The 26,480-nt window shown below is 70.3% G+C and carries 27 protein-coding genes; 14 read left to right on the plus strand and 13 right to left on the minus strand.

The annotated features are described in order from the left end of the window. Window positions 1–35 precede the first annotated feature (35 nt). On the plus strand, window positions 36–671 hold the full coding sequence (locus LBW94_RS20510; RefSeq protein ID WP_225062130.1) for a hypothetical protein: 636 nt from the start codon (window positions 36–38) through the stop codon (window positions 669–671). Window positions 672–810: 139 nt separating this feature from the next. After that, window positions 811–1,263: a DUF6636 domain-containing protein gene (locus LBW94_RS20515; RefSeq protein ID WP_225062131.1), complete on the plus strand. Its 453-nt coding sequence runs from the start codon at window positions 811–813 to the stop codon at window positions 1,261–1,263. 189 nt (window positions 1,264–1,452) lie between these two features. Here the strand turns inward: LBW94_RS20515 and LBW94_RS20520 are convergent, their stop codons facing one another. Continuing rightward, the gene (locus LBW94_RS20520) at window positions 1,453–2,862 is read right to left on the minus strand and encodes a DUF1003 domain-containing protein (RefSeq protein ID WP_225062132.1); all 1,410 of its coding nucleotides are present in this window, start codon (window positions 2,860–2,862) and stop codon (window positions 1,453–1,455) included. Window positions 2,863–2,982: 120 nt separating this feature from the next. On the opposite strand from LBW94_RS20520, the gene LBW94_RS20525 reads away from it, so the two are divergent. After that, entirely contained in the window at window positions 2,983–3,339 is a 357-nt protein-coding gene (locus LBW94_RS20525; protein ID WP_225062133.1) for an immunity 51 family protein, read from the plus strand. Between the two features lie 147 nt (window positions 3,340–3,486). Here the strand turns inward: LBW94_RS20525 and LBW94_RS20530 are convergent, their stop codons facing one another. Both LBW94_RS20530 and LBW94_RS20535 read right to left on the minus strand, forming a co-directional pair. Beyond that, on the minus strand, window positions 3,487–4,314 hold the full coding sequence (locus LBW94_RS20530) for a class I SAM-dependent methyltransferase (RefSeq protein ID WP_225062134.1): 828 nt from the start codon (window positions 4,312–4,314) through the stop codon (window positions 3,487–3,489). A 510-nt stretch (window positions 4,315–4,824) separates the two neighbouring features. Further along, window positions 4,825–5,397: a helix-turn-helix domain-containing protein gene (locus tag LBW94_RS20535; RefSeq protein ID WP_225062135.1), complete on the minus strand. Its 573-nt coding sequence runs from the start codon at window positions 5,395–5,397 to the stop codon at window positions 4,825–4,827. A 304-nt stretch (window positions 5,398–5,701) separates the two neighbouring features. Between LBW94_RS20535 and LBW94_RS20540 the strand changes: the two genes are divergently transcribed. Then, window positions 5,702–6,661 (plus strand): TauD/TfdA dioxygenase family protein, encoded by a 960-nt coding sequence (locus LBW94_RS20540; protein WP_225062136.1) that lies wholly within the window; start codon window positions 5,702–5,704, stop codon window positions 6,659–6,661. 141 nt (window positions 6,662–6,802) lie between these two features. Next, a complete protein-coding gene (locus LBW94_RS20545) occupies window positions 6,803–8,014 on the plus strand; it encodes a cytochrome P450 (RefSeq protein ID WP_225062137.1) in 1,212 nt (403 codons plus the stop codon). Window positions 8,015–8,055: 41 nt separating this feature from the next. Here the strand turns inward: LBW94_RS20545 and LBW94_RS20550 are convergent, their stop codons facing one another. The 3 genes from LBW94_RS20550 to LBW94_RS20560 all read right to left on the minus strand — a co-directional run bounded on the left by LBW94_RS20550 (window position 8,056) and on the right by LBW94_RS20560 (window position 10,707). Further along, window positions 8,056–9,108 carry a dihydrodipicolinate reductase gene (locus LBW94_RS20550; RefSeq protein ID WP_225062138.1) on the minus strand — a complete coding sequence of 351 codons (1,053 nt, stop codon included), beginning with the start codon at window positions 9,106–9,108 and terminating at the stop codon, window positions 8,056–8,058. Window positions 9,109–9,145: 37 nt separating this feature from the next. Continuing rightward, window positions 9,146–9,943 (minus strand): acyl-CoA thioesterase, encoded by a 798-nt coding sequence (locus LBW94_RS20555; protein WP_225062139.1) that lies wholly within the window; start codon window positions 9,941–9,943, stop codon window positions 9,146–9,148. 107 nt (window positions 9,944–10,050) lie between these two features. Then, complete coding sequence (locus LBW94_RS20560; protein ID WP_225062140.1) at window positions 10,051–10,707, minus strand: TetR/AcrR family transcriptional regulator; 657 nt, start codon at window positions 10,705–10,707, stop codon at window positions 10,051–10,053. A 178-nt stretch (window positions 10,708–10,885) separates the two neighbouring features. Here LBW94_RS20560 and LBW94_RS20565 point away from each other — a divergent pair, with 178 nt between their 5' ends. The 4 genes from LBW94_RS20565 to LBW94_RS20580 all read left to right on the plus strand — a co-directional run bounded on the left by LBW94_RS20565 (window position 10,886) and on the right by LBW94_RS20580 (window position 14,601). Beyond that, a complete protein-coding gene (locus tag LBW94_RS20565; RefSeq protein ID WP_225062141.1) occupies window positions 10,886–11,884 on the plus strand; it encodes an acyl-CoA dehydrogenase family protein in 999 nt (332 codons plus the stop codon). Further along, window positions 11,868–13,043, plus strand: coding sequence for an acyl-CoA dehydrogenase family protein (locus LBW94_RS20570; RefSeq protein WP_225062142.1), 1,176 nt, complete (start codon window positions 11,868–11,870; stop codon window positions 13,041–13,043). The genes LBW94_RS20565 and LBW94_RS20570 overlap by 17 nt, the downstream gene beginning before the upstream one ends. A 45-nt stretch (window positions 13,044–13,088) precedes the next feature. After that, window positions 13,089–13,874, plus strand: coding sequence for an enoyl-CoA hydratase (locus LBW94_RS20575; protein ID WP_266271679.1), 786 nt, complete (start codon window positions 13,089–13,091; stop codon window positions 13,872–13,874). Between the two features lie 196 nt (window positions 13,875–14,070). Continuing rightward, on the plus strand, window positions 14,071–14,601 hold the full coding sequence (locus tag LBW94_RS20580; RefSeq protein WP_225061233.1) for a hypothetical protein: 531 nt from the start codon (window positions 14,071–14,073) through the stop codon (window positions 14,599–14,601). Here the strand turns inward: LBW94_RS20580 and LBW94_RS20585 are convergent, their stop codons facing one another. Genes LBW94_RS20585 through LBW94_RS20600 form a run of 4 tightly spaced genes read right to left on the minus strand, consistent with a single transcriptional unit; the run spans window position 14,602 to window position 17,095 of the window. Then, the gene (locus LBW94_RS20585) at window positions 14,602–14,754 is read right to left on the minus strand and encodes a hypothetical protein (protein ID WP_225061234.1); all 153 of its coding nucleotides are present in this window, start codon (window positions 14,752–14,754) and stop codon (window positions 14,602–14,604) included. After that, the gene (locus tag LBW94_RS20590; protein WP_225061235.1) at window positions 14,751–15,458 is read right to left on the minus strand and encodes a 3'(2'),5'-bisphosphate nucleotidase CysQ; all 708 of its coding nucleotides are present in this window, start codon (window positions 15,456–15,458) and stop codon (window positions 14,751–14,753) included. Before LBW94_RS20590 ends, LBW94_RS20585 begins: the two co-directional genes overlap by 4 nt. A 56-nt stretch (window positions 15,459–15,514) precedes the next feature. Then, entirely contained in the window at window positions 15,515–16,561 is a 1,047-nt protein-coding gene (locus LBW94_RS20595) for a hypothetical protein (RefSeq protein ID WP_225061236.1), read from the minus strand. A gap of 33 nt (window positions 16,562–16,594) precedes the next feature. Further along, window positions 16,595–17,095 carry a hypothetical protein gene (locus tag LBW94_RS20600; RefSeq protein ID WP_416276923.1) on the minus strand — a complete coding sequence of 167 codons (501 nt, stop codon included), beginning with the start codon at window positions 17,093–17,095 and terminating at the stop codon, window positions 16,595–16,597. 314 nt (window positions 17,096–17,409) lie between these two features. On the opposite strand from LBW94_RS20600, the gene LBW94_RS20605 reads away from it, so the two are divergent. The 3 genes from LBW94_RS20605 to LBW94_RS20615 all read left to right on the plus strand — a co-directional run bounded on the left by LBW94_RS20605 (window position 17,410) and on the right by LBW94_RS20615 (window position 21,127). After that, the gene (locus LBW94_RS20605; RefSeq protein ID WP_225061237.1) at window positions 17,410–18,225 is read left to right on the plus strand and encodes a TetR/AcrR family transcriptional regulator; all 816 of its coding nucleotides are present in this window, start codon (window positions 17,410–17,412) and stop codon (window positions 18,223–18,225) included. A 295-nt stretch (window positions 18,226–18,520) separates the two neighbouring features. Beyond that, window positions 18,521–19,720, plus strand: coding sequence for a glycosyltransferase (locus tag LBW94_RS20610; protein ID WP_225061238.1), 1,200 nt, complete (start codon window positions 18,521–18,523; stop codon window positions 19,718–19,720). Window positions 19,721–19,921: 201 nt separating this feature from the next. After that, the gene (locus LBW94_RS20615) at window positions 19,922–21,127 is read left to right on the plus strand and encodes a hypothetical protein (protein ID WP_225061239.1); all 1,206 of its coding nucleotides are present in this window, start codon (window positions 19,922–19,924) and stop codon (window positions 21,125–21,127) included. 88 nt (window positions 21,128–21,215) lie between these two features. Here the strand turns inward: LBW94_RS20615 and meaB are convergent, their stop codons facing one another. The 3 genes from meaB to LBW94_RS20630 all read right to left on the minus strand — a co-directional run bounded on the left by meaB (window position 21,216) and on the right by LBW94_RS20630 (window position 24,859). After that, complete coding sequence (gene meaB, locus LBW94_RS20620) at window positions 21,216–22,058, minus strand: methylmalonyl Co-A mutase-associated GTPase MeaB (protein WP_225061292.1); 843 nt, start codon at window positions 22,056–22,058, stop codon at window positions 21,216–21,218. A gap of 202 nt (window positions 22,059–22,260) precedes the next feature. Next, window positions 22,261–23,421, minus strand: coding sequence for a thiolase family protein (locus LBW94_RS20625; protein WP_225061240.1), 1,161 nt, complete (start codon window positions 23,419–23,421; stop codon window positions 22,261–22,263). Then, window positions 23,414–24,859, minus strand: a complete 1,446-nt coding sequence (locus tag LBW94_RS20630) for a class I adenylate-forming enzyme family protein (protein ID WP_225061241.1) — start codon at window positions 24,857–24,859, stop codon at window positions 23,414–23,416. The genes LBW94_RS20625 and LBW94_RS20630 overlap by 8 nt, the downstream gene beginning before the upstream one ends. A gap of 54 nt (window positions 24,860–24,913) precedes the next feature. Here LBW94_RS20630 and LBW94_RS20635 point away from each other — a divergent pair, with 54 nt between their 5' ends. Together LBW94_RS20635 and LBW94_RS20640 are read left to right on the plus strand one after the other, a co-directional pair. After that, window positions 24,914–25,678, plus strand: coding sequence for an SDR family NAD(P)-dependent oxidoreductase (locus LBW94_RS20635; protein ID WP_225061242.1), 765 nt, complete (start codon window positions 24,914–24,916; stop codon window positions 25,676–25,678). 7 nt (window positions 25,679–25,685) lie between these two features. After that, on the plus strand, window positions 25,686–26,435 hold the full coding sequence (locus tag LBW94_RS20640) for an SDR family NAD(P)-dependent oxidoreductase (RefSeq protein WP_225061243.1): 750 nt from the start codon (window positions 25,686–25,688) through the stop codon (window positions 26,433–26,435). The last annotated feature ends 45 nt before the right edge of the window (window positions 26,436–26,480 follow it).

Genomic DNA, 26,480 nt, shown 5'->3' on the forward strand with positions numbered 1-26,480 from the left:
GGTAGTGGCAGCAGATTTCTGGAGGGAAGCACACGATGACGACTGGGACCACCGAGGACACCCCGACGGCGGAGACTCCGCAGGCGCCGCCGACGCGGACCGAGCAGTTGCGTGCGGTGGTGACGCTGATCAAATCGGGTGGCCTCAGGCCGCTCGCCGTCCATGTGTACGGCGAGCGGAAGAAGGCCGCGAAGAACACCCTGTACAAGTACCTCGGCAAGGGGGTCGTAGCGGGGACGAACGCGCTGTACCGCGTGCTCCTCCCGGTGGTGACCGCGCCCGGCGACGGGTCGTCGCGCGACAAGCTGATCGAACTGGTCGAGCGGCAGGCGGCGGTCATCCAGACCGCGCCGTTGAGCAAGGTGGCGCTGACCTGGCTCACCGCCGGCGCCCCGGCCGAGGCCCCGGCGGAGATGACCAAGGCCGCCATGTTCCGCATGGGGTTGCACTATCACTACCGGCAGCCGTTCGAGGAGCTGTTCGCGACCGAGGAGGGTCGCGCGGCGCTCGGCGGCGACACCGTGCCCGCCGCGATGGCGCAGCTGGTCGGCCCGGTCGCCTACGGGCGGCTGGTCGGGGCGGCCCGCACCACCCACGACGATCATGTCCGCATCGTGGACGAGTTCCTGGCCTCGCACCGGCCGCCGGCCGATACCGGCGTGGAGTCCTGACCCGAGCACCGGCACGACTCGGACCCGGTCACGACCGGGCGATCGGGTCGCGGAAGCCGGTTCCGGGGCGGACGGGAGGATCTAGGATCTGGTGCGGCCGCATTCGGAGGAAGTGCGGGCCGAGGAACGGAGCACGTCAGTGACCATCATCAAGCTCGCATTGCTCGCCGCCGCGGCGGTCGGGGCGGTCGTCGCCTTCCCGGGGATCGCCGCCGCCGACAGCGATACATTCCAGTCACCGTCGGGAAACATCTTCTGCGCCATGGATGTCCGGGCCGACGGCACGGGCAGCGTGGTCTGCCAGGGCGACGGTCACTACGCCGTGCCGCGGCCCGCGGAATGCCATCTGGCCTGGGGCGACCGGTTCAGCCTGGACCAGGGCGGCGAACCCGTCGCACACTGCCACGGGGACACCATCGTTCCCTCCTACTCGGGCCCGGGGAAGAACCCGAACGTGCCGACGCTGGACTACGGCCGCACCCGATCGGCGGGCGCCATCACCTGCGACAGCGAGCCCACGGGGATGACCTGCACCGATGCCGGCACGGGACATTACCTCCACCTGTCACGGGAATCCAACGACATCGGCTGAGCCCCGTCCGGGCGCGGACGGGTCAGCGGGTGGCGATCAGGTACTCCACCAGATCGCGGGGCAGGCCGTGGGTGTCGTTCACGATCGCAGGTGGTCAGAGAGCAGTCGCAGCGAGCGGTCGTCCGGTGGGCCCCGGATTCGGGGCGGGGTCGGACAGGCCGGATTTCAGGATGTCGAGGGTCGATCCGCTCACTGGCCCACTCTGGCATCGGATCGGTCGGGAACCGTTGTGCTCGAGGGGGTTCGGCCGGTGGGCCGGGTGGGAGTGCGGCGGGTGGGGTGGAGGGCGGGGGTGCCGCGGAGCACTTGGAATCCGGTGCGGGCGACGACGACCGGAATGCGGCGGGCGGTCTGGAAGTGCCGGACCCTTGCGGCGTCGGGTAATTCGTCCCAGGGCAGGGGGGTGGCGTCGTCGGGGTCGTCGTGGGCGGCCGCGCGAGTGGCGATCTTGTCCTGGATCCAGCGGTCGTAGGACAGGCGGGCCAGGACACGGACCTCCGCGTCGTCGAAGGTGACGTCGAGGGACGGGTCGCCGGCGGGGACCATGAAACAGCCGATGGCGGCGAGGTTCTCGCCGATGCGGCGGGCCTGGACGCGGTAGTCGTCGCGTTCGCGGTCGGTCAGGTCGTCCCAGCGGCGCAGCACACCGGCCTCGGCGGGGGTGCGGCCGGTGGTCATGGCCGTGTGGACGCGGGTCTGGTGTGCGACCCGTTCGCCGGTGTCGTGGGCCGCGCGGGCCAGCTGGTCGGTGAGCCGGACGGTGACGTAGCCGGTGAGGCTGTCGATCACACGGTCCTGAGCGGTCAGGCGGTCCGTCATGCGGCGGCATTCGTGCAGCACCGCCTGGGCGTCCAGGAAGGTCTGCTCCGAGCGGCGGTCGCCGGAACGGCCCAGGACGTCCTGGCCGACCATGATCACGATCATGAACACCAGTTGTGCCAGGGTCGACAGGAACGACATGAACAGGAACGGGTACCGGTCGAATCGCTGGACACCGGTCTCGGCGGCCACGATCCACACCACCTGCGTCCCCGCGGCGATGTAGAACGCGTAGACACTGCCCAGGCGCGCCGTCAGCCATACCGCGATGCGGTCGTTGCGGGTGACCACCTGATCGGCGGCCTGCGGTGGATTCTGCACGTGGTGGCGCTCGATCCACGGATGTGGGCTGGTATCGAGCAGGCTCAGGCCGCGGCTGAGGGCTCGGTCCTGCCGGTCCAGATGTGCTTGCAGCGCGGCGACCTGCACGAAGATCGCTTCGGCGTTCTCGTAGGTCTGCACCGCCCGCCGATCCGCGGCCGCGGTCAGCACCCGCTGGCCCACCAGGATGATCAGGCACAACGCCAGCTGGGCGACATTGTCCAGGAACATCAGGAACGGGAACGGATACGGATCCAGCCGGCGCATCGGGGGCCACCAGGTCGCCACCGCCATGTACGCGGTGAAGGCCACCAGCACCGCGTACAGCGCCGGCATCGACCCCACCCACCGGGTCACCGCCGCGGCCACCGCACTGTTCACCCCGACCCGTTCGTCGGCCAGCGCTACGGGAACCTGCTGCACCTCACCACTGCTCACCGGCCCGGTCTCCTCATCCACGATCGTCCCACTGTAGAGCGGCCCGGCCGGGCGCCGAACGCGTATGCGCTCGTCGGGCCGGTGCGCGGCCGGGTGGCGGATCGGCGCGGGGTGGGGTGGGGTGTCCGGTAGGGTCCGGGCGTGACCGATCGTGAGACCTTCGCTCCGCTGGTGTTCTTCGAGTACGACCACAAGCCCGGGCACTACTGCTTGATGCTGTCCGATGACCACATGCTCGCCACCGAGGCCGTGTTCACCGAATTCGGTTATGACGGAGGCGGTTACGGGTGGGCGGGGGTGGCCCGGTCGGCGGTGACCATGCGGGCGCCGGAGCTGGCCGAGCGGGTCGGCTACGACCCCGAGGCCGGAATGTTCGTCGCCTACGGGGAGGATGCCGAGGCGCTGCGGCGGCTCGGGGTGCTGTTGCAGGAGGCGCATCGGGATTCGGTGGTGCTGACCGGGTTCATCGCCGCCGGGGATCCCGGGTGGTTCGACTGAACCATCCGCTCCAACACCGGTAGTCGCGTCTCCGATCGGATTCGCCGGACCATGCGGCCGGGAGCCGGCCGCGGGCGCGGGCGGGATTGCGGCTTCGTCATCGTCGGCCCGGCACAGCTTCGGCCGGTTCGGCGGGGGGCCATCCGGTCACGGCTTCCAGAGGTCGACGGCGATCTCACGGGTGTGTTCGCTGAAGAGGCCGGTGGGGGCGGCCTCGCGCAGCAGATGGCGGAGGTCGGCTTCGAATCGGGTTCGGTTGTCGCCCAGTAGGTGTGGGGTCGAGCCGGACAGCGAGAAGACGGCGGCGACCAGGTCGTCGGTGGTTCTGGTGACGGTGCGGCCCGGGATTTCGAAACGGTGGATTCGGGTGAAGCCGGCGGCCCGGTAGATCTCGTCCTCGCCGGATGCCGTGCCGGACGGGAGCAGGCCGTTTCCGGCTCGGCGGATCGGGCCCAGATATGCGGTGATCAGGTTCTTGATGTCCGGGTGCGGGGGTGTGGGGTGTTCGGCCGGGGTGGTGGGCGGGACACCTTCGTGGGTGGTGGCGTGCACGTGGGCGCAGATGCCGCCGGGAGTGAGCATGGACCGGGCGGTGTGCAGGACTTTCGGGCGGTCCATCCAGTGCAGCGACTGGGCGAAGGTGATCAGGTCGAAGTGGCCGAGATCGGCGGGGAGTTGCTCGGCGCGCAGGCAGCGCCAGCCGGTGTTCGTGCGACCGGCCCGGGTGGCCAGGGCGGCGGCTGCGGCGATCATGTCGGGGTCGGCGTCCACTCCGACCGCCCGGTCGAATCGGTCGGCCAGCAGGAGGGTGAGAGAGCCTGGGCCGCAGCCGATGTCGAGCAGGCGGGCGGAGGGGGCGAAAGGGTGGGCGGCGTACAGGGCGTCGGCGAGGGCGCTCGGATACGGGATGCGGCCGCGGGTGTAGTAGTCGGCACTGCCTCGGTACAGCGACGGATCCCACTGCCAGTCGGCCACGGGGTGACAGCGTAGCCGGTGCGGCGAACGCCGACGGCGGTCGCGGGTGCGTCAGGGGAGCGATCGCGATCGGCGCTGCTCGGTCAGTTCGGGTGGCGAACGGTGACGGCGGTGAAAACGGCCACGCTGACTCCCCTCGTACGACCGGCCGGACCGACCGGGCGGCGTACCGGGAGCGCGAGCTCCGGAGATCGCCGCGCCTCACATCCTAAACCGATACTCGAAAACGAGGATCGAAATATGTTGAACGCCAGCATATAAGGCGTACCAGTCGGTACCGGTGAATCGAAAGTGCCAGTGCCGCAATCATTGCGAAGCCCGATCCGAGTACACGGCTCGCCGGTCGCGCATGCCGTGCTCGGCGATTCGCCGGAAACAATTCGCGCCCCGCGCATTCGGAGAACTCGGTGCTCGTGTTGCGTGTTGAAATACTTGCGATCCGGCACGTGACCGCGGTGCGGTCACACCTTCCCAGCCGCGAGCGACGCTGCCCGGCACCGGGATACGGCTTCAGTCCCGATCGTCGGCGGCGAGCAGGCGGCCGATCCGGGTGGCGATCAGTTCTCCGAGTTCGGTGGCGGGCAGGTCCTGGAGCCCGGTCGAGGCGCGGAGGAACGGTTCGAACAACTGCCAGCCGAGGCCGAAGGCGGCGGCGTGCGCGACGGCCAGGGCGGCGGTGCGGTCGTCCGCGTGCTCGGCGCGGGTGCGGTCCAGCAGTTGCCGCATGACCGGGAATCGTTGCTGCAACTGCTCGACGGGGTAGCCGTCGAGGATGCAGCGGGCCAGTACGCGCAGGTGGCGGGCGAATCTGGCGTCGGTGACCGAGAAACCCTCGGCGGCGGCGAGGGCGCCGGATTCGGCGCCCAGGTGGTCGAGGACCTCCCCCACCAGGTGATCCTTGGTGCCGAAATGGCGGAAGACCAGGCCGTGGTTCACCCCGGCGCGATCGGCGATGTCGCGGATCGAGGTCGCGGCGGGGCCGCGCTCGGCGAACAGGTCCGCGGCGTGGGTCAGCACCGCGGCGGCGACGGCCTCGCGGCCGACCGGGCCCTCTCGGGTCGGCGTGGCTCGGCGTTCGGTCATTCGTTCACGCTAACCGAGGGTCGCCCGGCCGCGGCCGGGGGCGGGCGCCGAGCGGACGGTGGCCCGATCGGAATCGCCACGGTCTCGGTGGCGTCCGATGCGGTGGAATTCGACGGTGAGCCGTCGCGCGGCGAGGTTCCCGGCAGCTGGAATCAGCGTGAATCGAATGCGGGGACGGTGGTGTTCGCGCTGTTCGGTCGCCCCCGGCGGCGGTGTCGTAGGTGCGGGCCGGGGGCCGGTGGGCCGGCCGGGGCCTAGTCTGTAGTCAAGCGACTACAGCACTACGCACACTCGTGGAGGAGATATGGCCGAGTCGGCCGTAGCGGAGCGTCCCGGACCCGTCGGCGGGCCGCACGCGGTACCACTGCCCGCATACCCACCGCTGCTCACCGGGCCGTATACGCATCTGGCCGCCGAGCGCGATCGGCTCGCCGGACTGCGGTGGCAGCATTTCGATGCCCGGCAGGTGGGAGTCACGCTCGGGGCGGAGATCAGCGGGGTGGACCTCACGGCCGAATTGCCGGACGAGGTGATCGCCGACATCCGGCGGGCGCTGCACGATTACAAGGTGTTGTTCTTCCGGGAGCAGCCGGTGACACCCGCACAACATCTGGCGTTCGCGCGGCGGTTCGGGGAACTGGAAATACATCCGGCGCTGCAATCCAACAGTGAGCAACCGGAATTGGTGCGTTTCGAGAAATCGGCGTCGGTGTCCGGGTACGAGAATTCCTGGCACCACGACGTCACCTGGCGGGAGCTGCCGTCGATGGGGGCGATCCTGCATGCGATCGCGGTGCCGCCGATCGGTGGCGACACCCTGTTCACCGACATGTACGCCGCCTACGACAGTCTCGATCGGGAAACCCGGGACGCCGTCGAGAATCTCGACGCCGTCCACGATTTCCTCCAGGCATTCCGGCATCTGGTGCCCGAGGATCAGCACGAGGCGATGCGGGTCCGATTCCCCCTGGTGAGCCATCCGGTGGTGTGCACGCACGCCGCGACCGGACGACGGCACCTGTACGTGAACCGGGTGTTCGTGCAACGGATCGAGGGGCTGGCGTCCGGCGAGTCCCGGGAGCTGATCGACCGATTGGCCCGCACCGTCGACTCACCCGAACATCAGGTCCGCCTGAAGTGGGAGCCGGATACCGTGGCGTTCTGGGACAACCGGGCCGTGCAGCACTACGCCACCAGCGACTACTGGCCGCACACCCGGATCGTGGAGCGCGCCTCGATCGTGGGGCCCCGACCGGCGCGCTGAAATGCTGAACGACTGTTAAGCATCGGCGTATAGTCGGGCGCGAGGCGGTCGCGCGGCCGGGCGCATCCGCGCGGCCGGTGTGGCCGGGGCCGGGTGCGGTCGGGTGGGGACCGCCGCCGGTCGAAAAGGGAAGGGCCGCATGTGAATACCGATGATGTTGTCTACTGGGACCCGTACGATCCGATCCTGGCGCAGGATCCGCATCCGACCTTCGGGCGGCTGCGGGAACAGTCGCCGATCTATTACAACGAGAAGTACGACTTCCATCTGATCAGCCGGTTCGACGATTGTGATCGGGCGCTGCACGATTGGCGGACCTTCCGGTCGGGGCGGGGCAACATCCTCGAACTGATCAAGTCGGGGATCGAACTGCCGCCGGGAACGCTGATCATGGAGGATCCGCCGGGGCACGATATTCATCGGAAGTTGCTGGCGCGCATGTTCACTCCGCGGCGGATCGCGGCGCTGGAACCGCGGGTGCGGCAATATTGTTCCGCCGCACTGGATCCGTTGGTCGGTGCGGATCGGTTCGATCTGATGGCCGCGGTCGGGACCGAGCTGCCGATGCGGGTGATCGGAATGCTGGTGGGGATTCCGGAGGCCGATCAGGCCGCGTTCCGGGAGTCGACCGATTCGGCGCTGCGGACGGAGCCGGGGCAGCAGGCCGATTTCCGGGGCGGGGCGACGCTGAGCAACGAGGCGTTCAACGATTATCTGGACTGGCGGCTCGAGCATCCGTCCGACGACATCATGACCGAACTGCTGCACGCCGAATTCGACGACGAGCACGGGGTGCGGCGGACGCTCACCCGGGACGAGGTCGTCACCTATCTCACCGTGGTGGCGGGGGCGGGCAACGAGACCACCGGGCGGCTGATCGGGTGGATCGGGTCGATCCTGGCGAAACATCCGGAGCAGCGGCGGGAACTGGTCGAGGATCCGCTGCTGATCCCGAACGCGGTCGAGGAGATCCTGCGGATGGAGCCGGCGGGGCCGGCGATCGGGCGGTACGTCGCCGCCGATGCGGAGTTCCACGGGACGGTCGTGCCGGCGGGCAGTGTGCTGCTGGTGCTGATCGCGGCCGCCAACCGGGATCCGCGCCGGGTGCCCGACGGCGATCGGTTCGACATCCACCGCGACATCCGGCATCAGCTGGCCTTCGGCTTCGGGCTGCACTTCTGCCTCGGGGCCTCGCTGGCGCGGCTGGAGGGGCGGATCGCCATGCAGGAGTTGCTGAAACGATTCCCGTCGTGGGAAGTCGACTGGGACAACGCGAAACTCGCCTCCACCTCGACCGTGCGGGGCTGGGAGTCGTTGCCGCTCATCGTCGGCAGCAGCGTGACGGTCGCCTAGAACGGTTGCGGGGGGCGGATCCGCCACCCCCGCAACACGGTTCAGCCGAGCTGCGCGATCACCTGCGGCAGGTCGACGGTGGTGCGGATGCCGGGCGGGGCCGCGACCACGGCCGCGACGGCGTTGACCGCGCGGTGCGCGGTGTAGCCGGGCGAGGTTTCGGCCATGCGCTCCAGCGGGATCGGGAATACCAGGTCGATCTCCAGCGGGGTGTCGCCCTGTAGCGAGATGTGCCAGCCGGTGTCGCGCAGATCCCAGGCCGGTTCCACGTCCTTGGTGCAGTACCAGTTGGCCCGGAACCGCAGCACCGGCTCGCCGTCACGCAGCGCGTCGACGGTGACCCGTTGCGCGGCAACGGTTCCAGCGGCGAGAGTGCCCGCGGCGATGGTGAGTTCGCGGGGAGTGGCCGCGAACTCGCCGTGCGCGGCGACCTCGTCGATCGGGATACCGATCGCATCGGCCACCAGGCGCAGCGACGGGCCGAAGGAGGCGCCGAGATAGGCGGCGCGCATGTCGTCGAACTCGGCCATCGGCTGCCCGAAGCCCATCAGGTTGAACAGCATGTCCGGCGAATCACGTTGCGACAGATCGGCGTACTCGTCGATGGCGAGCCGGTCCAGGCGGCGCTGGATCGAGGTCAGCACCAGCGGCAGCGCCTCGGTGATGAACCCGGGGCTGGATCCGGTGCTGTACACCGAGGCGCCGCCGGCGGCGCACGCCTTCTCCACCCGATCGCGCAGTGCCGGGTCCATGCCCGCGGGGCGATGGAACTCACCGCAGGTGGTCACCACGTTCGCACCCGATTCCAGCAGTGCGCACACCTCGTCGGCGTCGAACCGGGCGGGCATGTAGAGCACGCACTGCGCGCCGAGGGCGGTGATCTCGGCGAGATCGCCGGTGGCGGGCACCCCCACCGGGCCGATCCCGGCCAGTTCGCCGGCGTCGCGGCCGGCCTTGTCGGGGCTGTGCACGTACAGCCCGGCCAGCTGCAACCCCGGATGTTCGATCACCGCGCGCAGCGCGCGGGTGCCGATGTTGCCGGTGGCCCACTGGACCACGCGAATGTCGTTGCCCGGAAGCGTCTTCGATCCCATATCGGACTCGTTCTCGTCGATGTTCGGCTGCTGGAACTTATTTGAAGCGAACCAGGGCTTCCTGTGCGAACGAGGCGACCAGCAAGCCGTCCTCGGTGAGCACGTCGCCCCGGCCGAAGGCGCGGCTGTGCGCCAGCAGCGGGCTGTGCTGCCGCAGCAGCAGCCAGGCGTCGCTGCGGAAGGGCCGGTGGAACCACAGGCTGTGCGACGTGACCGCGGAGGCGAACTTCTGCTGGGCGTCGGCCTGGGTGACCCCCTCGACGGGCCGCAGCGCGGTGCCGATCAGGTTGAGGTCGGTGGCGTAGGCGGTGAGCGCGGGCGCGAGGGCCGGATCCACCTCGGGGGTGCGCATCCACAGCTCGTATTCCGGCGCACCCGCGGCGGGATCGTCGAGCTGGCCGGTCGAGCGGGTCTCCCACGGGATCAGGCTGAATTCCACCTTGTGCTCGGCACTCGGCAGCGCGGGGACCGCGGGCACGGTCTGCACGACCGGGCCCTCCTCGGCGGCGTGCAGCGAGAGCGAGGCGGTCGCGACCACCCGATCGGGCTGCCGGGCCACGACCGACACGGTCGCGAACGCCCGCCCGGCGTGGTGCGTGGTGACCTCGTACCGCACCGGCTCGCTGGTGTGGCCTTCCTTGGCGAACAGCGTCTGGATCGACTTGACCGACTTGTCCGGGTGCACCGCGGTCGCGGCCTGCATGAACTGGCCCAGGATCTGGCCACCGAAGATCCGGTGGTAGTCCAGCGGCAGGTTCTGCCCCTCGAACACCGCGCCGCTGTCGGTCGCCGATACCTGCCGCACCGCGAGGCTGGCGAGAAGATCACTCCACATGCGTTCGAGTGTAAGTGAAACTCTCCCGCTTTGAGAATAGCGTTCTCACTCCGGCGGCCGGAAGCACGCACAGCGGGGACAGGGCTCGGCGCAGCCGTGCGCGCGGCCTACAGCTTGGCGAAGCCGTGCGCGCAGAAGTTCCAGACCTCGTCGGCGGTGATCGGGTGCTGCATGTTCGCGTCATCGGCGCCACCGGCGGATTGCGCGGTGAACATGACCGTCTGCATCGTCATCGCGGCCATCCGGCGCGGGTTGATGCCGTGCCGCAGTTCGCCGGCCTCGGACGCGGCCTCCAGCAACTCGGCGAACAGCGCGATCAGCGGCGCGTGCGCCACCTTCACCTCGGCCGGATGCGAGATCAGCAGCTGCGGAGCGAAATCGGTGAACAGCGGCCGCTTCGCGGTCGGGTCGGGCCGGGACAGCTCGAACAGCAACTCCACGGCGACGCGCACCTGCTCCAGCGGGTCGGTCTGCCCGGCCGCGGCGGCGCGGATCTGGTCGGCGGAGCGGGACAGCGCGTCCTCGAACAGCGCCAGCAGCAATTCGTGTTTACCGTCGAACTGCAGGTAGAAGCTGCGTAGCGACTGCCGGGAACGGTCGACGACCTCCTGCACGGTGAAGTCGGTACTGCCCTTCTCGGTGATGATCGCCTGAGCGGCGTCGAGGAAGCGCTGCACGCGCTGCTCGGCGCGCAATTTGGCCGTGCGGATGGACCGCTCGACGGCGCGCTGCTTCCAGGCCGGCTCTTCGTTCGGAGTGCTCACCGGAGAACCAGTCCTCTGCCATGTGTGGAGAACATGAGAGCACTGTACCGGAGAGTACGCCACGGTTGTGCACAACGTACGTGTGTCCCCCACCATTTTCGAGACTATTACTTTCGTGATAAGAGAATGATATTCTCACAATGGTGGAAATCACCACTGGCTAAGGAGGCAGGCCGGGATGCTCTTCGAGTTCGACTCGGACCAACGGTTGTGGCAGGACACGGTGCGCGACGTGGTCGCGAAACAGTGCCCACCGGCACTGATCCGCGAGGTCGCCGACAAGGGCGGTGACAGCACGGCGTTGTGGCAGTCCTATGTGCGGCAGGGCTGGACCGAGCTCACCGATCCGGCAGCCGCGGTGGAGCTGGCCATCGTGCTGGAGGAACTGGGCCGCGCCACCGATCCTACCCCGTATCTGGCGACGATGAGCCAATTCGCGCCGCTGGCACCGGATTTCGAGGATCCGGCACAGTCCGGGACCGCGGTGTTCGCCGGCGTCACCGCCAATCTCGACGCCGGGGGCTGGGTGCTCACCGGTACCGCGCGGCACGTGCTCGACGGCGACCGGGCCGACCGGTTCGCCGTGGTCACCCCCGCCGGGGTCTTCGTGGTGCCCGCGAGCGAGGTCACCGCGACCCGCAGCCCGGTGTTCGATCCGGTGCTGCACGTCGCCGACGTGTCCTTCGCCGGGGTTCGGGCCGGGCACGAGGCCCGCGCCGACGTCGACGTCGAGCGCGCCCGCCACGTCGCGCTGACCGGGCTGGCGCTCACCACCGTCGGCGCCTGCCGCCGCATCCTCGACCTGGCGCTGGACCATGTGCGCAACCGGCAGCAATTCGGTGTTGCGATCGGCTCGTTCCAGGCGGTCAAGCACAAGGCCGCCGATATGTACGTGGCCATCGAAAGGGCCCGTGCGCTGGCCTATTTCGCGGCGCTGACCATCGCCGAGGACGACCCCCGCCGCCGGCTCGCGGCCGCCATGGCCAAGGCGAGCGCCGGCGAATGCCAGTCCCTGGTGTTCCGCCACGGCATTCAGCTGTTCGGTGGCATGGGCTTCACCTGGGAGAACGACCTGCAATTCGCGCTGAAGCGGGCCAAAGCCGGTGAGCTGCTGCTCGGCGGCGCGGCCGAGCACCGAGCGCTGATCGCCGAGGAGTACCGTGCAACTGTCCTTTGACGCCGACGTCGAGGAATTCCGGGCCGAATTCGCGGCCTTCCTCGAGGAGCATCTGCCCGCCGCGGCCGAGACCACCGAACGCGCCCGATCCAGTGCCGATGTGCCGGAATGGGCCCGGCGCTGGCAGCGGCTGCTGTTCGACAACGGCTGGCTGCTGCCCGCCAATCCCCCGGAGTTCGGCGGCCGCAACGCCACTGTGTTGCAGCAGTACGTGCATCTGGAGGAACTGTCCAAGCGGCGGATCTACCACAGCTTCAACCCGCAGGGCCTGGGCATCATCGCCGCCTCGCTGCTGACCTTCGGCACCGACGAGCAGAAGCAGCGCTGGGCGGTGCCGATCCTGCGCGCGGAAATCACTGCGGCCCTGGGCATGAGCGAGCCGGGCGCCGGTTCGGATCTGGCGGGGTTGCGCACCCGCGCGGTCCGCGACGGCGACGACTTCGTGGTGAACGGGCAGAAGGTGTGGACCTCCGGGGCCCACGACGCGGATGTGCTGCTCACCTTCGTGCGCACCGATCCGGACGCGCCGAAGCACAAGGGCATCAGCGTGCTGCTGATCCCCACCGACACCCCCGGGGTCACCCGGCGGCCGTTCGCCTCCATCTGCGGACCGCACGATCTGGACTTCAACGAGGTGTTCTTCGAGAAGGCCCGGGTGCCGGCGGCGAATCTGCTGGGCCCGCTCAACGGCGGCTGGACCGTCGCCAACGGCTCGCTCGGACACGAGCGCACCCTGCTCTGGCTGAGTTTCGCGGACCGGTTGCAGGAGCTCACCGAGGACTTCCACCCGCGGTCGGTGTTCGACAAGGACAGTTACGCGACGCTGGCGATGGATCTGCAGGCGCTGCGGCTGCTGGGTTCGCAGGCGCTGTCCCGGGCCGCGCGCGGCGAACAGGACACCCAGTCGCTGTCGATCCTGAAGGTGCTCGGGTCCGAGGCGGTCCAGTCGGCCAGCGAGCAGGCGCTGTACGCGCAGGGTGCGGACGGGCTGACCCATCCGGGCTTCACCTCGGCGTACCTGCCGATGAACCTGGACAACTTCTCGTGCAGCTGGTTCGAACGGTATGCCCGCAGTTTCGCCGGCACCATCGCCGGCGGCACCTCCGAGATCCAGCGCACGATCATCGCCGAGCGGGTGCTCGGCCTGCCGCGAGGCTGAACCTGCCGCGAGGCTGTACCTGCCGCGAGGCGGAGAAGAGGTCCCATGTCCTATATCGACTATGCGGTCGCCGACAAGGTCGCGACCATCACGCTGAACCGGCCCGAGGCCGCCAATGCCCAGAATGCCGCGCTGCTGGACGAATTGGATGCCGCCTGGGTGCGCGCGGGCGACGATCCGGAGGTCGCGGTGATCGTGCTGCGGGCCGAGGGCAAGCACTTCTCGGCCGGGCACGATCTGCGCGGCGGCGGGCCGGTGCCGGACAAGATCACCCTGGAGCTGATCGTCGCCAACGAGTCCCGCCGGTATCTGGAGTACTCGCTGCGCTGGCGCAACATCCCCAAGCCCTCGATCGCCGCGGTCCAGGGCCGCTGCATCTCCGGCGGACTGCTGCTGTGCTGGCCGTGTGACCTCATCATCGCCGCCGAGGACGCCCTGTTCTCCGACCCCGTCGTCCTCATGGGCATCGGCGGCGTCGAGTACCACGGCCACACCTGGGAACTCGGCCCCCGCAAGGCCAAGGAGATCCTGTTCACCGGCCGGCCGGTCACCGCCCACGAGGCCGAACAGGTCGGCATGGTCAACAAGGTGGTCCCCCGCGACCAGCTGGACACCGAGACCCGGGCCTGGGCCGAACAGATCGCGAAGATGCCACCCTTCGGGCTGCGGCAGGCCAAACGAGCGGTCAATCAAACCCTGGATGTGCAGGGCTTTTACGCCGCCATCCAGTCCGTGTTCGACATCCATCAGACCGGGCACGGGAACGCGCTGAGCGTCAGCGGATTCCCGGTGCTGGCGCGGCTCGACGATATGAAGGCAAATATCCGGTAAATCGGACGAAAAGGTCCGTGCGTCGCGCGCGTGGCGGTTATGGTGTGGACCGTCACGGCGCGCGACAGCACACCATCCGCGCTTTTCGACCTCTGCCGAGGCCACGCCCAGAGGGCACCCGCGGCCTCGGGAGGAATCAGTAACCCACGAAAAATCGGCGATCGGAATTCGATCCGTGCGCCGGAGAGGAATCGCCATGCGCGCTCCCATCATCCGCCACACCATGACCGCGGTCGCGTGTCTGGCCGTCGCCACGGCCGCGCTGACCGGCTGCTCGGACGACAAGTCCAGCAGCAGCAGCTCGAGCACCTCGGCCGCGGCCTCGACCAGTGCGGCCGCCTCGTCCGCGTCCGCGTCGGCCGCCGCCGCCGATCCGGCCACCACCAAGGCCGTCACCGACGCCTTCGTCGGCTTCTTCAACGGCGCCGCCCCGGCGCCGCAGCGGACCGCCCTGGTCGAGAAGAGCGACCAGTTCGGGCCCGTGCTCGCCGCGCAGGCGGGCAACCCGCAGGCGCAGGGCACCGCCGCCACCGTGCAGTCGGTGAGCCTGAAGGACGCGACCCACGCCGACGTGAAGTGGACGCTGCTGCTCGGTGGCAGCCCGGTGCTGCCCGACCAGTCCGGGGCGGCGGTGAAGGAGGGTGACCAGTGGAAGGTCGCCGCCAGCACCTTCTGTGCCCTGCTCGCCCTCCAGGGTGGCGGCGCCGCGGTTCCGGCCTGCAGCTAGTCACAGCAGCAGGAAATCCGGGGCAACGACGCGCCCGTACCCGGTCCGGCGATCCCGGACCCGGGGAATTCCGATGATCGCGGCCGCCGCAACGACCTGTTGTGGCGGCCCTTTCGTCGCTCGGGCCAGGGCTTCTCGGGCGCGGCCGCTCACGCGAGGGCGGCGAGCACCTTGTCCGCCAGTTCCGGACGGCAGATCAGCAGATCCGGCAGGTACGGATCGCGGCGGTTGTAGCGCAGCGGGGAGCCGTCCACCCGGGACACGTGCAGCCCGGCCGCCGCCGCCACCGCGACCGGTGCGCAGGAATCCCATTCGTACTGACCACCGGAGTGCGCGTACACGTCCACCTCGCCGCGCACCACGGCCATCGCCTTGGCGCCGGCCGACCCCATCGGCACCGTCACCGCCGACAGCCGCGCGACCATCTCCCGTACCTCCCACGAGGCCCGGCTGCGCGAGACCACCGCGCGGATCGGGCCGTCCGGGCGCGGCGGGACCACCGGCGGTTCGCCGGTGTGCAGCACCACGCCGGTGGCCGGCAGCGCCACCGCACCGATCGTGGCCACCCCGCCGACCGCCAGCGCCACGTGCACCGCCCAGTCCGGGCGCGGCGGCTCACCGTATTCCCGGGTGCCGTCCAGCGGGTCGATGATCCAGACCCGATCCCGTTGCAGCCGAACAGGATTGTCGGTGCTCTCCTCCGACAGCACGGCGTCCTCGGGCCGCAGCTCGGCCAGGCGGGCCAGCAGCAACTCGTTCGACTTCCGGTCGCCGGCGGCGCCGCCCTCGTCGCGGATGGCGAGGAGCAGTTCGCCCGCCTCCGCGGCCAGGGTCGCGGCCACGGTGTGATCGTTCATACCCTCCACTGTCGCATGTCGATCCGACTCGGCCCATTCGGGTGGATCAGCGCTGTTCATTGCGCCGCACGGGCGGGCAGGCCCTCGACCTTGTCGCGCATGCTGGAACGTTCCAGCATGCCGTAGGTCTGCTCACCGTCCCAGGTGTAGCGGACGGCGGTCTGTTGCAGGGCCGGGAAGTTGCCGCGGTCGGTGAGGTCGTGGGTGGCCAGCAGGGTCTCGCCGGTGATCCGGACCCGGCCCAGCCGCTCCGATTCCAGGACCAGGGAGACGTCCTCGCCGGTGGGCACCACCCGGGCCAGCCACGGCGCCTCCACCACCCGGGCCGGGATCAGCTCGCCGTCGCCGGTGAACAGATAGCCCTCGTTGAAGGTCGGCCTGCCGTCCGCACGCGGCGGATAGGCGATGTAGCCGAACGCCTTTCCGCTCGGGAAGACCGCCGACTGCCAGGCGTGGCCCCAGAACTCGGACAGCTGCCGCACGCCCTGACGGCGGATCCGCAGGCCGCTGCCGGTGAACGCGTGCTCCTCCCCGCGCACCCGGACCACGCCGGTGGCGCGGAACAGCTGTTCGTAGCGGGGGCCGCCCATCAGATCGCCCTCGACCGAACCGTCCAGCAGCGCCTTCGCCTCCGGCAGCAGCGAACCCTGGATCCACGGCGGCACCGCCATGGTGGTCTCGATCTCGAATTCCAGGTCCGCACGCGGGCCGTCCACCTCCGCGCGGGTCAGTGCCGCGGTGGAGGTTTCGACGGCGGCGCCGCGGAAGGTCGCGGTCCAGGTGCGGAACGGTGTGACGCAACGGAATTCCAGCGGGCCCGCGCCGAGGACGCTGGGCCGGCCGTGCTCGTCCAGGGGCGAATGCGCCTTGCCGGGTTCGCGCAGCCGGTAGGCGCGGCCGTCGGCGAGGGTCAGGTTCAGCTGGTGGTCGCGGTGATGCCATTGCGCGGCAACGGCTTCGATCCCGAACCGGGGCAGCGCCACCGCACCGCGGTCGTCGAAGATCCACATGCTGACCGAATCCCGCATCTCGGGATCGTCCGGGCGGTCGGCGAAGACGTTCTCGCGCTCGGGATCGATGCCGCCGGTGAGGTCGATGGTCATTCGGGTTTCACTCCTTGTCGGTGGGTGTACGCGTCATCGGGACGCGGTCCAGATCGCCGCGCGGGCGACGTATTCGGCGAACAGCGGCCGGACCTCGTCGAAGTCCAGGCCGAAGGCCGCGGGGTCGGGATGGACGTTGGCCTCGCGCTGTTCGGCGTTGTCGTGCCACCACTGCCGCATACCGGCGGCGAACTCGTCGGTGATCGGCTCGCCGAGCCGGTCGTAGCGGCGGGTGACCTCGCTGATCGGATCCTGTTGCATCGCACGGAAATCGATGTCGTGGAAGCGGTCGCCACGGCTGCGGTGGAAACCCCATTGCAGCAATTTCAGCACGCGCCGTTCGTAGCGGTAGGTGGCGGTCAGGTCGGCCTCGTGCGCGAACCAGCGCGAGTACGAGGGGATCTGGGCGAACGCCTGGTAGTAGTGGGAGGTGAAGTTCAGGGCCATCAGGTCGTGACATTCGGCCGGGCCGTTGCCGGTTGCGCTGGAGGGCAGGGAACGGGCCTCGGTCAGCAGATCGTCGTGGATCGCCATCGGATGTCTCTCATCGATCAGCGCATTCGCCGCGCCGGTGGCGCCGTGGCCGGCCGCGAATGTCGTGGTGGTGCGTGGTTGCCGAGTGTCAGGTACGGGGTGCGCCGCTCGTCCGGGATCGCCGAGGCGGAGGACGCGGTCCGGCTCCCGGCGCGGCGGCCGGGCGACGGGTGGCCGGTAGCATTCGCGGGATGTCCGGCGCATCCGCACGAGCACGAACCCGGCGGTGGAACGCAGCCGGCCTGCCGGTGCGCGCCGGATGTCCGGCGCCGCATCGGCCGAGTGTCAGTCCCGACTGAATTCGCGTCAGTATCATGACACGAATACATCGCACCGCACAGGAGATTCGCCCGATCGACGCAGAACACCCCTCCCCCGCACCCGACGCGCACGACACCGGTGACACGCGGCGGCCGTACGACAGCCCGCTCCGGCGCGAGCGGGCCGCGCGCACCCGCGACCGGATCCTGGCGGCCGGGTCCGAGCTGGTGCACGGGCTCACCACCTGGGACTGGCGTGGTCTGACCTTCCGTGCGGTCGCCGAGCGCGCCGGGGTCAGCGAGCGGACCGTATACCGGCACTTCCCGACCGAGCACGATCTGCACGAGGCGATCATGCGGCGGCTCGGCGAGGAGTCCGGTGTCACCTACACCGGGCTGAGCCTCACGGATCTGGCGCCGGTGACCGCGCGGGTGCTCGCGAGCCTGCCCTCGTACGCGGTGCGGCACTGGGATGTCGAACGGCCGCAGGAACCCGCGCTCGCCGCCGTCGAACACGACCGGCGCGAGGCTCTGGTTGCCGCGGTGGCCGCCGCGGCGGCCACCTGGCCGGAGGATCGGCGGCGGATGGCGGTGGCGATCCTCGACCTGTTCTGGGACCCGGGCACTTTCGAGCGGCTCGCCACCCTGTGGCAGCTGGACGCCGGCCAAGCCGGCGAGGCGCTCACCTGGGCGGTCGAGGTGATCGCGGCCGCGGTCCGGGACGGGAGGCCGATGCCGGGGGACGACCGGGGCGCCGCGGCGCCGGAGGTCCGGCGCGGCACCCCGCTCCCCGGGACCGATCCGGGCATCCCGCCTCCCGCGACACCGTGGCTCGGGAACGGGCCCGGCACCTCACCTCCGGAGGTCTGACGCGGCACGTGGCCTGTCGGAGCCGAGCGCGACGCCCGTCCCCGATCGGTGGCGGCGCCTCGCCGCCGGGGGCACGGCCGATCTCGGGCTCCGACGTCCCGCGGCTCGTATCGGACGGGGGCGGATCCGGGCCGCGCCACCGCCCCCGCGCGTGAGGACGACCGGATCGACACTGCGGCAACACCATGGCGAAATCAGCGCCGAAGACCTCGTCACCGGTGGGGATACATCGAACTCCGGGGCGCACCGGGCCGATTACGGTCCAGGCCAGGATATCCGGACAAGGGGTGACGGCGTGCAGGTGCTGTTGTCGGCGAGCGGGACGCGCGGCGATATCGAGCCGGCGCTGGGGCTCGCGCTGCGGCTACGGGAGTTCGGGGTGGGGGTACGGGTATGCGCGCCACCGAATTTCGCGCCGCGCTTCACCGAACTCGGGGTGCCGCTGGTGCCGTTGGGGCCGCCGATACCGGGGTCGGACGGAGAGCGGGCCACGCGGGCGGAACTGCTGGTCTACATGGCCGAATGGCCTGCGGCGCAATTCGATACGATTTCCGCGGCGGCCGTCGGATGCGATGTGGTGGTGTCGACCGGCATCACGGAGATCGCCGGGCGGTCGGCCGCGGAGCGGCTGGGTATCCACTATCGGTACGCGAGCTATCAGCCGACCGGCCTGCCCTCGCCGCATCATGCGCCGATGCCTCGGATGGCGGGCGAACTGCCGCCGCCGGCGGGCATCGGCAACCCGACGCTGTGGGAGATCGACGCGCAGGGGTGGAACGCGCAGTTCGGCGCGGCGCTGGATGCCCACCGGGCCGCGCTCGGGCTGCCGGCGGTGCGCAATGTGCGCGATCACGTCATCGCCGACCGGCCGCTGCTGGCAGCGGATCCGGTGCTGGGGCCGTGGCCCGGATCGCCCGATCTGGAGGTGGTGCAGACCGGCGCCTGGATCGTTCCCGACGCACGGCCGCTGCCCGGTGAGCTGACGGCATTCCTGGACGCGGGGACTCCCCCGGTGTACATCGGCTTCGGGAGCATGCGGGTGCGCGACGGGGTTGCCCGGGTCGCGATCGATGCGGTCCGCGCGCACGGCCGCCGGGTGCTGCTGTCCCGGGGATGGGCCCGGTTGGCCGCGATCGATGACCGCTGCGACTGTCTGGTGGTCGGCGAGGTGAACCATCAGGCGCTGTTCCCCCGGCTCGCCGCCGTCGTCCATCACGGAGGTGCGGGCACGACGACGATCGCCGCCCGCGCCGGGGTGCCCCAGGTGGTGATCCCCCAGATGACCGATCAGGGGTACTGGGCGCGGCGGGTGGCCGAACTCGGCATCGGTGCGTCGTTGCCGGAGAACGCCGATCCCGATCCGGAATTGTCGTCCGCCGCCGTCGGGACGGCCTTGGCGGCCGGCACCCGGGCACGGGCGGGCGAGGTGGCCGGCACGGTCGGCACCGACGGGGCGGCGGTCGCGGCGACATTGCTGATCGACTCGATCGGATAGCGCGTCCGGGGGTTCCCGGAGACGGGTGGGCTCATCGCGACGATCGTCGCGGATCAGTGGTCCCATTGACGAGTAGTGCCGTGTCGAGCAGACAAGGGTACGGATGTCCCGAGCCGTGTTCCGGAAGCCCAGCACCGACGAACTCACCGCCCGCCGCATCGCCGCCGCGCCACCCGTACCTGCCCCGGTGGCGAGGCGCGCATGACCGACGATCTGAACCGGGTCCTCGCCCGGATCCTGGACGATCTGAGACGCCTCACCAGGAAGGAGGCGGAGGCCTGGGGAGATACCGAAGCCGATATGGCTCGCGTTGTTCGAGACGATGCCGCCGAGAAGACGGTTGTCGACCGGGAGGGCGGGCGTGCGGTCGAGGACGCGGAACGTGCGCCGGAGCTGGATCTCGGCCGGTCCGACGGCATCCCCGAGGTGGTCGACGAGACGGAGCCGTTCCGGGAGCGGGTGGACCGGATGCACACGGCCACCACGCGCTTGGCCGAACTGGACGACGACGTCGAATCGGCGCTGTTCGATGCGGAACTCGCCGACGTGACAGCGCGCGATGCCGAGTTGTCGGCCGGCAGCCGGTTCCAGGACTGGTTCGGCGTCAAGATGCAGTCGTTCGACTGGGCGAGCGACACGGACCCGTTGGCACTCGACGGCGTCGTCGACGACATGTGGCACGAGGTGGGCGACGCCTACGACCGGGCCGCCGACGCGCATCGGGAGGCGGCCGGGATGTGGCGGTCGGCCCAGGAGACCGTTCAGCGGCGCAACAGCCACAAGGCGCAGTTGGTCGATGATTTCACGACGTTCGTCGACGACGCGACCGCCCGATCGAGTGGGAATCCGTCGTGGGTGCGAGCCCTGCGGGAGGGCGGCGCACTCGAGCGGGTGGTCGCCGACCGGGAAGCGTCCTATTGCACCGAGCGCAGCCTCTGGTCGGAGGAGAACGCTCGCCGTATCGGCGCGCAACGGACCGAGGACATCGTCCGCCGCACCGTCCTCGAGCAACAGGACCGAGGTGAATCGGCGGCGGCTGCCGATGACGTGTTCGGCCAGATCATCGCGGGCGACGCGGCCGAGGTGAGACTGGGACACGAAGCCACGAACATGGCCGCGCAGACCGAGTTCATGCTGTCCTCCGAGGCGCGTCGCGACGAGAGCGAGAAACTGTGGAGTTCGGGTTCCCGCGCACGCAACGCCTCCGAGCAGCTGAAGCAGACCCTCGGCGATCTGCGGTCGCACGACTGGCGGTCACCCCTGGGCCTCGCGTCGAGCGATGTCACCGACACCTATCTGACGGCGCTGACCAGGGAGCCGATCGCCGAGGACGGGCGACCACAACGCACGGTTCTCACGTCGGTGCTCACCGGCAATGTCACCAAGATCCTCGACGCGCTCGAATAGTGTTTGCGCACACAGCATTTCCGCCGGTCCGCAGGCCGGGCACCGCTGGGCGGCGGTATCGCCGCGGACCGGCTCCGGGTGGCGGCCCTCAGGGTAGCGCCGCCGCCGATCGGGCCGGGCGCAGCAGGTTTTCGGCGGCGGTGTAGGGGTCGCCGTGGCCGGCGGCGACGGCGGCGGCGAGGGTGTCCAGGTCCGGGTGGGTGCGCAGGCGGGTCTGGGCCAGGGACAGGATCTGGGCGCGAGCGCGGGCGGTGCGGCGCTCGGGGGTGTCGGTGCGGGCGTGCGCGTCGATGGTCTCGAGCAGTTCGGTGATGCCCTCGTTGCGCGCGGCGATCAGTTTCAGGATGGGGGCGTGGGTTTCCTGGCGCAGGTCGCGGACGGTCTGATCGGCGCCGTCGCGGTCGGCCTTGTTCACCACCATGATGTCGGCGACCTCCAGCAGGCCCGCCTTCGCGGCCTGAACCGCGTCTCCGGCACCGGGATTCAGGATCACCAGGGTCGGATCGGCGATGGCGGCGATCTCGATCTCGGACTGGCCGACGCCGACGGTCTCCAGCAGGATCAGGTCGTAGCCCAGGGCCCCCAGCAGCCGGATCGCGGCGGGCACGGCCGCCGCGAGGCCGCCGAGGTGGCCGCGGGTGGCGACCGAGCGGATCAGCACGTCCGGATCGTTGATGTGCTGCGCCATGCGAATCCGGTCGCCGAGCAGAGCGCCGCCGCTGTACGGGGAGGACGGGTCGACGGCCAGGACGGCCACCCGCTGCCCGCGCTCGCGGTAGCCGGCGACCAGGGCGGCGATCGTGGTCGATTTCCCGGCGCCGGGCGGGCCGGTCACGCCGACCACCCGGACCGGGGCGGGGTCGACGGCGGTGAGCACCTCGTCCCGCTGGTCACTCTCGACCAGGCTCAGCAGTCGCCCGGTGGCTCGCATCGAGCCCGACCGGGCGGCCGCCAGCAATTCGGCCACCGTCGTCACGACCGCCTCCGGTCGCGACTCGGCGCCGGAAGTGGCCGCGGTGCGGTGGTATTCGGCCGTCCGGCCGTGACCGGCGGCCGCCGCACCGCCGCATCCGGTGACGGTGGGACGGCCGCGTGCGGCACGGCCGGATGCGGGGGGCGGCGGGTGGCCGGAGTCACGGGGCGGGGACCTCGATGACGGTCGCGGAGCCCATGCCGCCGCCGGCGCACAGCGCGGCGATGCCGAAACCGCCACCGCGGCGGCGCAGTTCGTGCACGAGGGTGACGATCATGCGGGCGCCGGTGGCGGCCACCGGATGGCCCAGCGAGCAGCCGCTGCCGGAGTAGTTGACGATCTGCTCGTCCAGGTCGAGGGCGCGGATCGCGGCGATCGGGACCGAGGCGAACGCCTCGTTGATCTCGATGAGCTTCACCGCGGACAGCGAGATCCCGGCGCGCGCAACGGCCTTGGTGATCGCCTCGATCGGGGCCAGGCCGGTGTCGGCGGGGTCGACGCCGACCGAGGCCCAGGAGCGGATGTAGCCCAGGGCGGGCAGGCCGAGACGGTCACTGGCGATCGCCAGGGCGGCGGCGCCGTCGTTGGAACCGGAGGCGTTACCGGCGGTGATGCTGAAGCCCTCGATCTCCGGGTGCAGCACCTTCAGGCCGGCCAGCCGCTCCAGGCTGGTGTCGCGGCGCGGGTGCTCGTCGACGGCGAACAGGCCGTGCGGGGTCTCGATCGGGACGATCTCCTCCTTGAACCGGCCCTCGTCGATGGCGGCGATCGCGTTGCGGTGCGAGCGCAGCGCCCAGGCGTCGAGCTCCGCGCGGGAGATGCCCGACTTGACCGCGGTGTTCCAGCCGACGGTGATCGACATGTCCATGGTGGGGGCGTCGACCCGCTCCGGATGACTCGGCGAGGTCCACGGGTCCTGCCACTGCTCGTTGCCCTCCTCGTCCCGGCCGATGCGGAAACGCGAACGCGGCGAGGTGGATTCGGAGTTCACGCCACCGGCGATGATCAGCTCGTCCATGCCGGCGCGGATGCTGCCCGCGGCGGACTGCACCGCCGCCATGCCCGCGGCGCAGTGCCGGTTGTTGGCCAGGCCCGCGGAGCTGGTGAGCCCGGCGGTGATCGCCGCGTACCGGGCCAGCACACCGCCGCCGTAGCGGCCCTCGCCCAGGATCACGTCGTCGACCGGGGCGCCGTCGAGTTGTTCGGCGACCGCGCCGACCACGTGGCGGGACAGCTCGAAGGCGTCGGTGTCGCGCAGGGTGCCCTTGCGGGCGGTGCCGATCGGTGCGCGGAGCGCGGAGACGATGACGGCTTCAGGCATTGGAGCTCTCCATTTCGGCGACGAGGTTGCGGCGCAACAGCTTTCCGGTTTCGGTCTTGGGCAGTTCGGGGCGGAAGACGATGGCGTCGGGGGTCTTCGAGGACCGCAGCCGGTCCTTGACCCAGGTGCGCAACTCCTCCGGGTCGATCGGGGCGCCGCCCTCGGCGCCCACGACCACGGCCACCAGCCGCTGCCCCCATTCCGGATCCGGGACACCGATCACCGCGGCCTCGATGATCCCGGGATGTTCGAGCAGGACGTCCTCGATCTCGGCGGGCGCGATGTTCTCGCCGCCGCGGATGATGGTGTCGTCGGCGCGGCCCTCGATGAACAGGTAACCATCGGCGTCCAAGCGGCCCAGATCGCGGGTGGGGAACCAGCCCTCGGCGTCCAGGGCGCTGCGGCCGCCGTACTCGCCGGAGATCTGCTCACCGCGCACGAACACCAGGCCGGTCTCGCCGGTGCCCACCAATTCGTCGGCCTCGCTGCGGATCTGGATCTCGATGCCGGGCAGCGCCTGGCCCACCGAGCCGAGCCGGTCGCGCACGGCCGGATCGTCGGAGGCGAAGGCGACCCGGTGGTCGTCGGGGCCCAGCACCGCGACCGACGAGGCGGTCTCGGTCAGGCCGTAGGCATTGACGAAACCGGTGGCCGGGAAGACCCGCAGCGCGTGCTCCAGCACCGGACGCGGGGTGCGGGCGCCGCCGTAGGAGAGGCTGGCCAGCGTCGGGACGTTCGCGTCGTCGCCGTCGACCGCCGCGACGATGCGCGCGAGCATGGTCGGCACCACCATCGCGTGGGTGATGTGTTCCCGCCGGACGGTGTCCAGCCAGCCCGCCGCGTCGAACGCCGACAGGTAGACCACACGACGGCCGGAGTACAGGTTGGACATCAGGTTGGTCAGGCCCGCGATGTGGTAGGTCGGGACCGCCACCAGCGAGGCCGCGCCCTCCTCGGCGGCGCCGAAGTCCACGGTGTTGAGCAGGTACGCCATCAGATGACGGTGCCGCAGCAACGCCGCCTTCGGTTCCGAGGTGGTGCCGCTGGTGTAGATGATCACCGCCACCGCGTCACCGTCCCAGGGGACCTCGATCTCGGGGGCCTCGCCGGCGTCACCGGCGACCAGCTCGTCCAGATCCTCCGGACGCAGCACCAGCGCGCCGGGATGGCGGGCCAGCAGCGCGGTGAGCTGCTGTTCGCCGAGGCGGTAGTTCAGCGGGACGAACGGCACGCCCGCGAGCGCCGCGCCGAACAGGGCCACCGGATAGGCCAGGTGGTTGGCGCCCAGGTACAGCACCGCCGGGTACTGCCCGAAGCGCGCCGCCGCCCGGCGGGCCTGCGCGAGCAGGTCCGACGCGGACAGCGACCGATCGTCGACCGTGATAACCGGTCGTTCTCCGGCCGATGCGGCCATGTCTAGGATCATGCTGATGTTCATGAGAATATTATTCTCACCTCAAGAGAGTCCTAGTTGCAAGAGAGGATAAGCACTATGCAGATCAACGGGAGCTCTGCGCTGGTCGTGGGCGGTACCGGCGGCCTCGGCGAGGCCACCGTCCGCCGCCTGCACGCCGCCGGCGCCAAGGTCGTCGTCGCGGATGTCGCCGACGAGAAGGGCAAGCAGCTCGAGGACGAGCTGGGCATCCGCTACGTGCACACCGACGCCACCAGCGAGGAATCGGTGCTGGCCGCGATCGCGGAGGCGGAGGCCCTGGCCCCGCTGCGCATCTCGGTGGACACCCACGGCGGCCCCGCCAAGGGCGGCCGGCTCGTCGGCAAGGACGGGTCCCCGCTCGCCCTGGACGGGTTCAAGATCACCATCGAGTTCTACCTGACCGCTGTGTTCAATGTCATGCGGCTGGCGGCGGCGGCGATGGCCAAGACCGAGCCGCTGGAGGAGGGCGCCCGCGGCGTCATCATCAACACCGCCTCCATCGCCGGGTACGAGGGCCAGATCGGCCAGCTGAACTACTCCGCGGCCAAGGGCGGCGTGATCGGCATGACCCTGGTCGCCGCGCGCGACCTGTCGCCGCTGGGCATCCGGGTGGTCGGCATCGCGCCGGGCACCATCAACACCCCCGCCTACGGCAAGGCCGCCGATCAGCTCGAGCAGTACTGGGCCCCGCAGGTGCCGTTCCCGAAGCGGATGGGCCGGTCCGAGGAGTACGCGCAGCTGGCACAGGCCATCATCGAGAACAACTACCTCAACGGCGACGTCATCCGGCTCGACGGCGCTCTCCGCTTCCCGCCGAAGTGAGCCCGCGATGACTTCGCTGGCAGGCAAGGTCGCCTTCGTCGCCGGGGCCAGCCGGGGCATCGGGGCCACGGTCGCCGAGGCCCTGGCGGCCGCGGGGGCCACGGTCGCGGTCGCGGCCCGCTCCGAGACCGAGGGCAAGCTGCCGGGCACCATCGGCGCGGTGGCCGACCGGATCACCGCGGCCGGCGGCCGCGCGCTGCCGGTGCCGTGTGATGTCTCCGACGAGGAGTCGGTGAACGCGGCGGTGGCCACCACCGTGGACGCGTTCGGCGGCATCGACATCCTGGTGGCCAACGCCGGGGTGCTGTGGATGGGGCCGATCGAGACGACTCCGCTCAAGCGCTGGCAGCTGTGCCTGGACGTCAACCTGACCGGGGTGTTCCTGGTGACCAAGGCGGTGATCCCGCACGTGCGGGCCCGCGGTGGCGGCTCGCTGATCGCGATCACCACCACCGGGGTCGACATGATCGACCGCGGCGCCAACGCCTACTGGGTGTCCAAGGCGGCGGCGGAGCGGCTGTATCTGGGGCTGGCCTCGGATCTGAAGGGCGACAACATCGCCGTCAACTGCCTGAGCCCGTCGCGGGTGGTGCTCACCGAGGGGTGGGCGGCCGGTGGTGGCGGGGTGAAGATTCCGCCGGAGGCGATCGAGCCGCCGGAGGCGATGGCGAATGCCGCTGTGCTGCTGGCCGGGCAGGACGCGACCGGGATCACCGGAACCGTCCAGCGCTCGGAGACACTGGTGGCCCAGGGCTGATCGCGGATCGATGCGGCGGGCCCGGTTGTCGTGAGACGACCGGGC

The organism is Nocardia sp. alder85J (genome assembly GCF_020176955.2).
Lineage (GTDB): Bacteria > Actinomycetota > Actinomycetes > Mycobacteriales > Mycobacteriaceae > Nocardia.

Excerpts from the sequence above, each read along its gene's own strand:
- LBW94_RS20580 (WP_225061233.1), top strand. The coding sequence starts at position 14,071 with ATGCGCGCTCCCATCATCCGCCACACCATGACCGCGGTCGCGTGTCTG.
- LBW94_RS20535 (WP_225062135.1), bottom strand. The coding sequence starts at position 5,397 with ATGACCGAACGCCGAGCCACGCCGACCCGAGAGGGCCCGGTCGGCCGC.
- LBW94_RS20555 (WP_225062139.1), bottom strand. The coding sequence starts at position 9,943 with ATGTGGAGTGATCTTCTCGCCAGCCTCGCGGTGCGGCAGGTATCGGCG.
- LBW94_RS20635 (WP_225061242.1), top strand. The coding sequence starts at position 24,914 with ATGCAGATCAACGGGAGCTCTGCGCTGGTCGTGGGCGGTACCGGCGGC.
- LBW94_RS20615 (WP_225061239.1), top strand. The coding sequence starts at position 19,922 with ATGACCGACGATCTGAACCGGGTCCTCGCCCGGATCCTGGACGATCTG.
- LBW94_RS20640 (WP_225061243.1), top strand. The coding sequence starts at position 25,686 with ATGACTTCGCTGGCAGGCAAGGTCGCCTTCGTCGCCGGGGCCAGCCGG.
- LBW94_RS20540 (WP_225062136.1), top strand. The coding sequence starts at position 5,702 with ATGGCCGAGTCGGCCGTAGCGGAGCGTCCCGGACCCGTCGGCGGGCCG.
- LBW94_RS20590 (WP_225061235.1), bottom strand. The coding sequence starts at position 15,458 with ATGAACGATCACACCGTGGCCGCGACCCTGGCCGCGGAGGCGGGCGAA.
- LBW94_RS20595 (WP_225061236.1), bottom strand. The coding sequence starts at position 16,561 with ATGACCATCGACCTCACCGGCGGCATCGATCCCGAGCGCGAGAACGTC.
- LBW94_RS20510 (WP_225062130.1), top strand. The coding sequence starts at position 36 with ATGACGACTGGGACCACCGAGGACACCCCGACGGCGGAGACTCCGCAG.
- LBW94_RS20550 (WP_225062138.1), bottom strand. The coding sequence starts at position 9,108 with ATGGGATCGAAGACGCTTCCGGGCAACGACATTCGCGTGGTCCAGTGG.
- LBW94_RS20625 (WP_225061240.1), bottom strand. The coding sequence starts at position 23,421 with ATGCCTGAAGCCGTCATCGTCTCCGCGCTCCGCGCACCGATCGGCACC.
- meaB (WP_225061292.1), bottom strand. The coding sequence starts at position 22,058 with ATGCGAGCCACCGGGCGACTGCTGAGCCTGGTCGAGAGTGACCAGCGG.
- LBW94_RS20605 (WP_225061237.1), top strand. The coding sequence starts at position 17,410 with ATGACACGAATACATCGCACCGCACAGGAGATTCGCCCGATCGACGCA.
- LBW94_RS20575 (WP_266271679.1), top strand. The coding sequence starts at position 13,089 with ATGTCCTATATCGACTATGCGGTCGCCGACAAGGTCGCGACCATCACG.
- LBW94_RS20565 (WP_225062141.1), top strand. The coding sequence starts at position 10,886 with ATGCTCTTCGAGTTCGACTCGGACCAACGGTTGTGGCAGGACACGGTG.
- LBW94_RS20600 (WP_416276923.1), bottom strand. The coding sequence starts at position 17,095 with ATGGCGATCCACGACGATCTGCTGACCGAGGCCCGTTCCCTGCCCTCC.
- LBW94_RS20630 (WP_225061241.1), bottom strand. The coding sequence starts at position 24,859 with ATGAACATCAGCATGATCCTAGACATGGCCGCATCGGCCGGAGAACGA.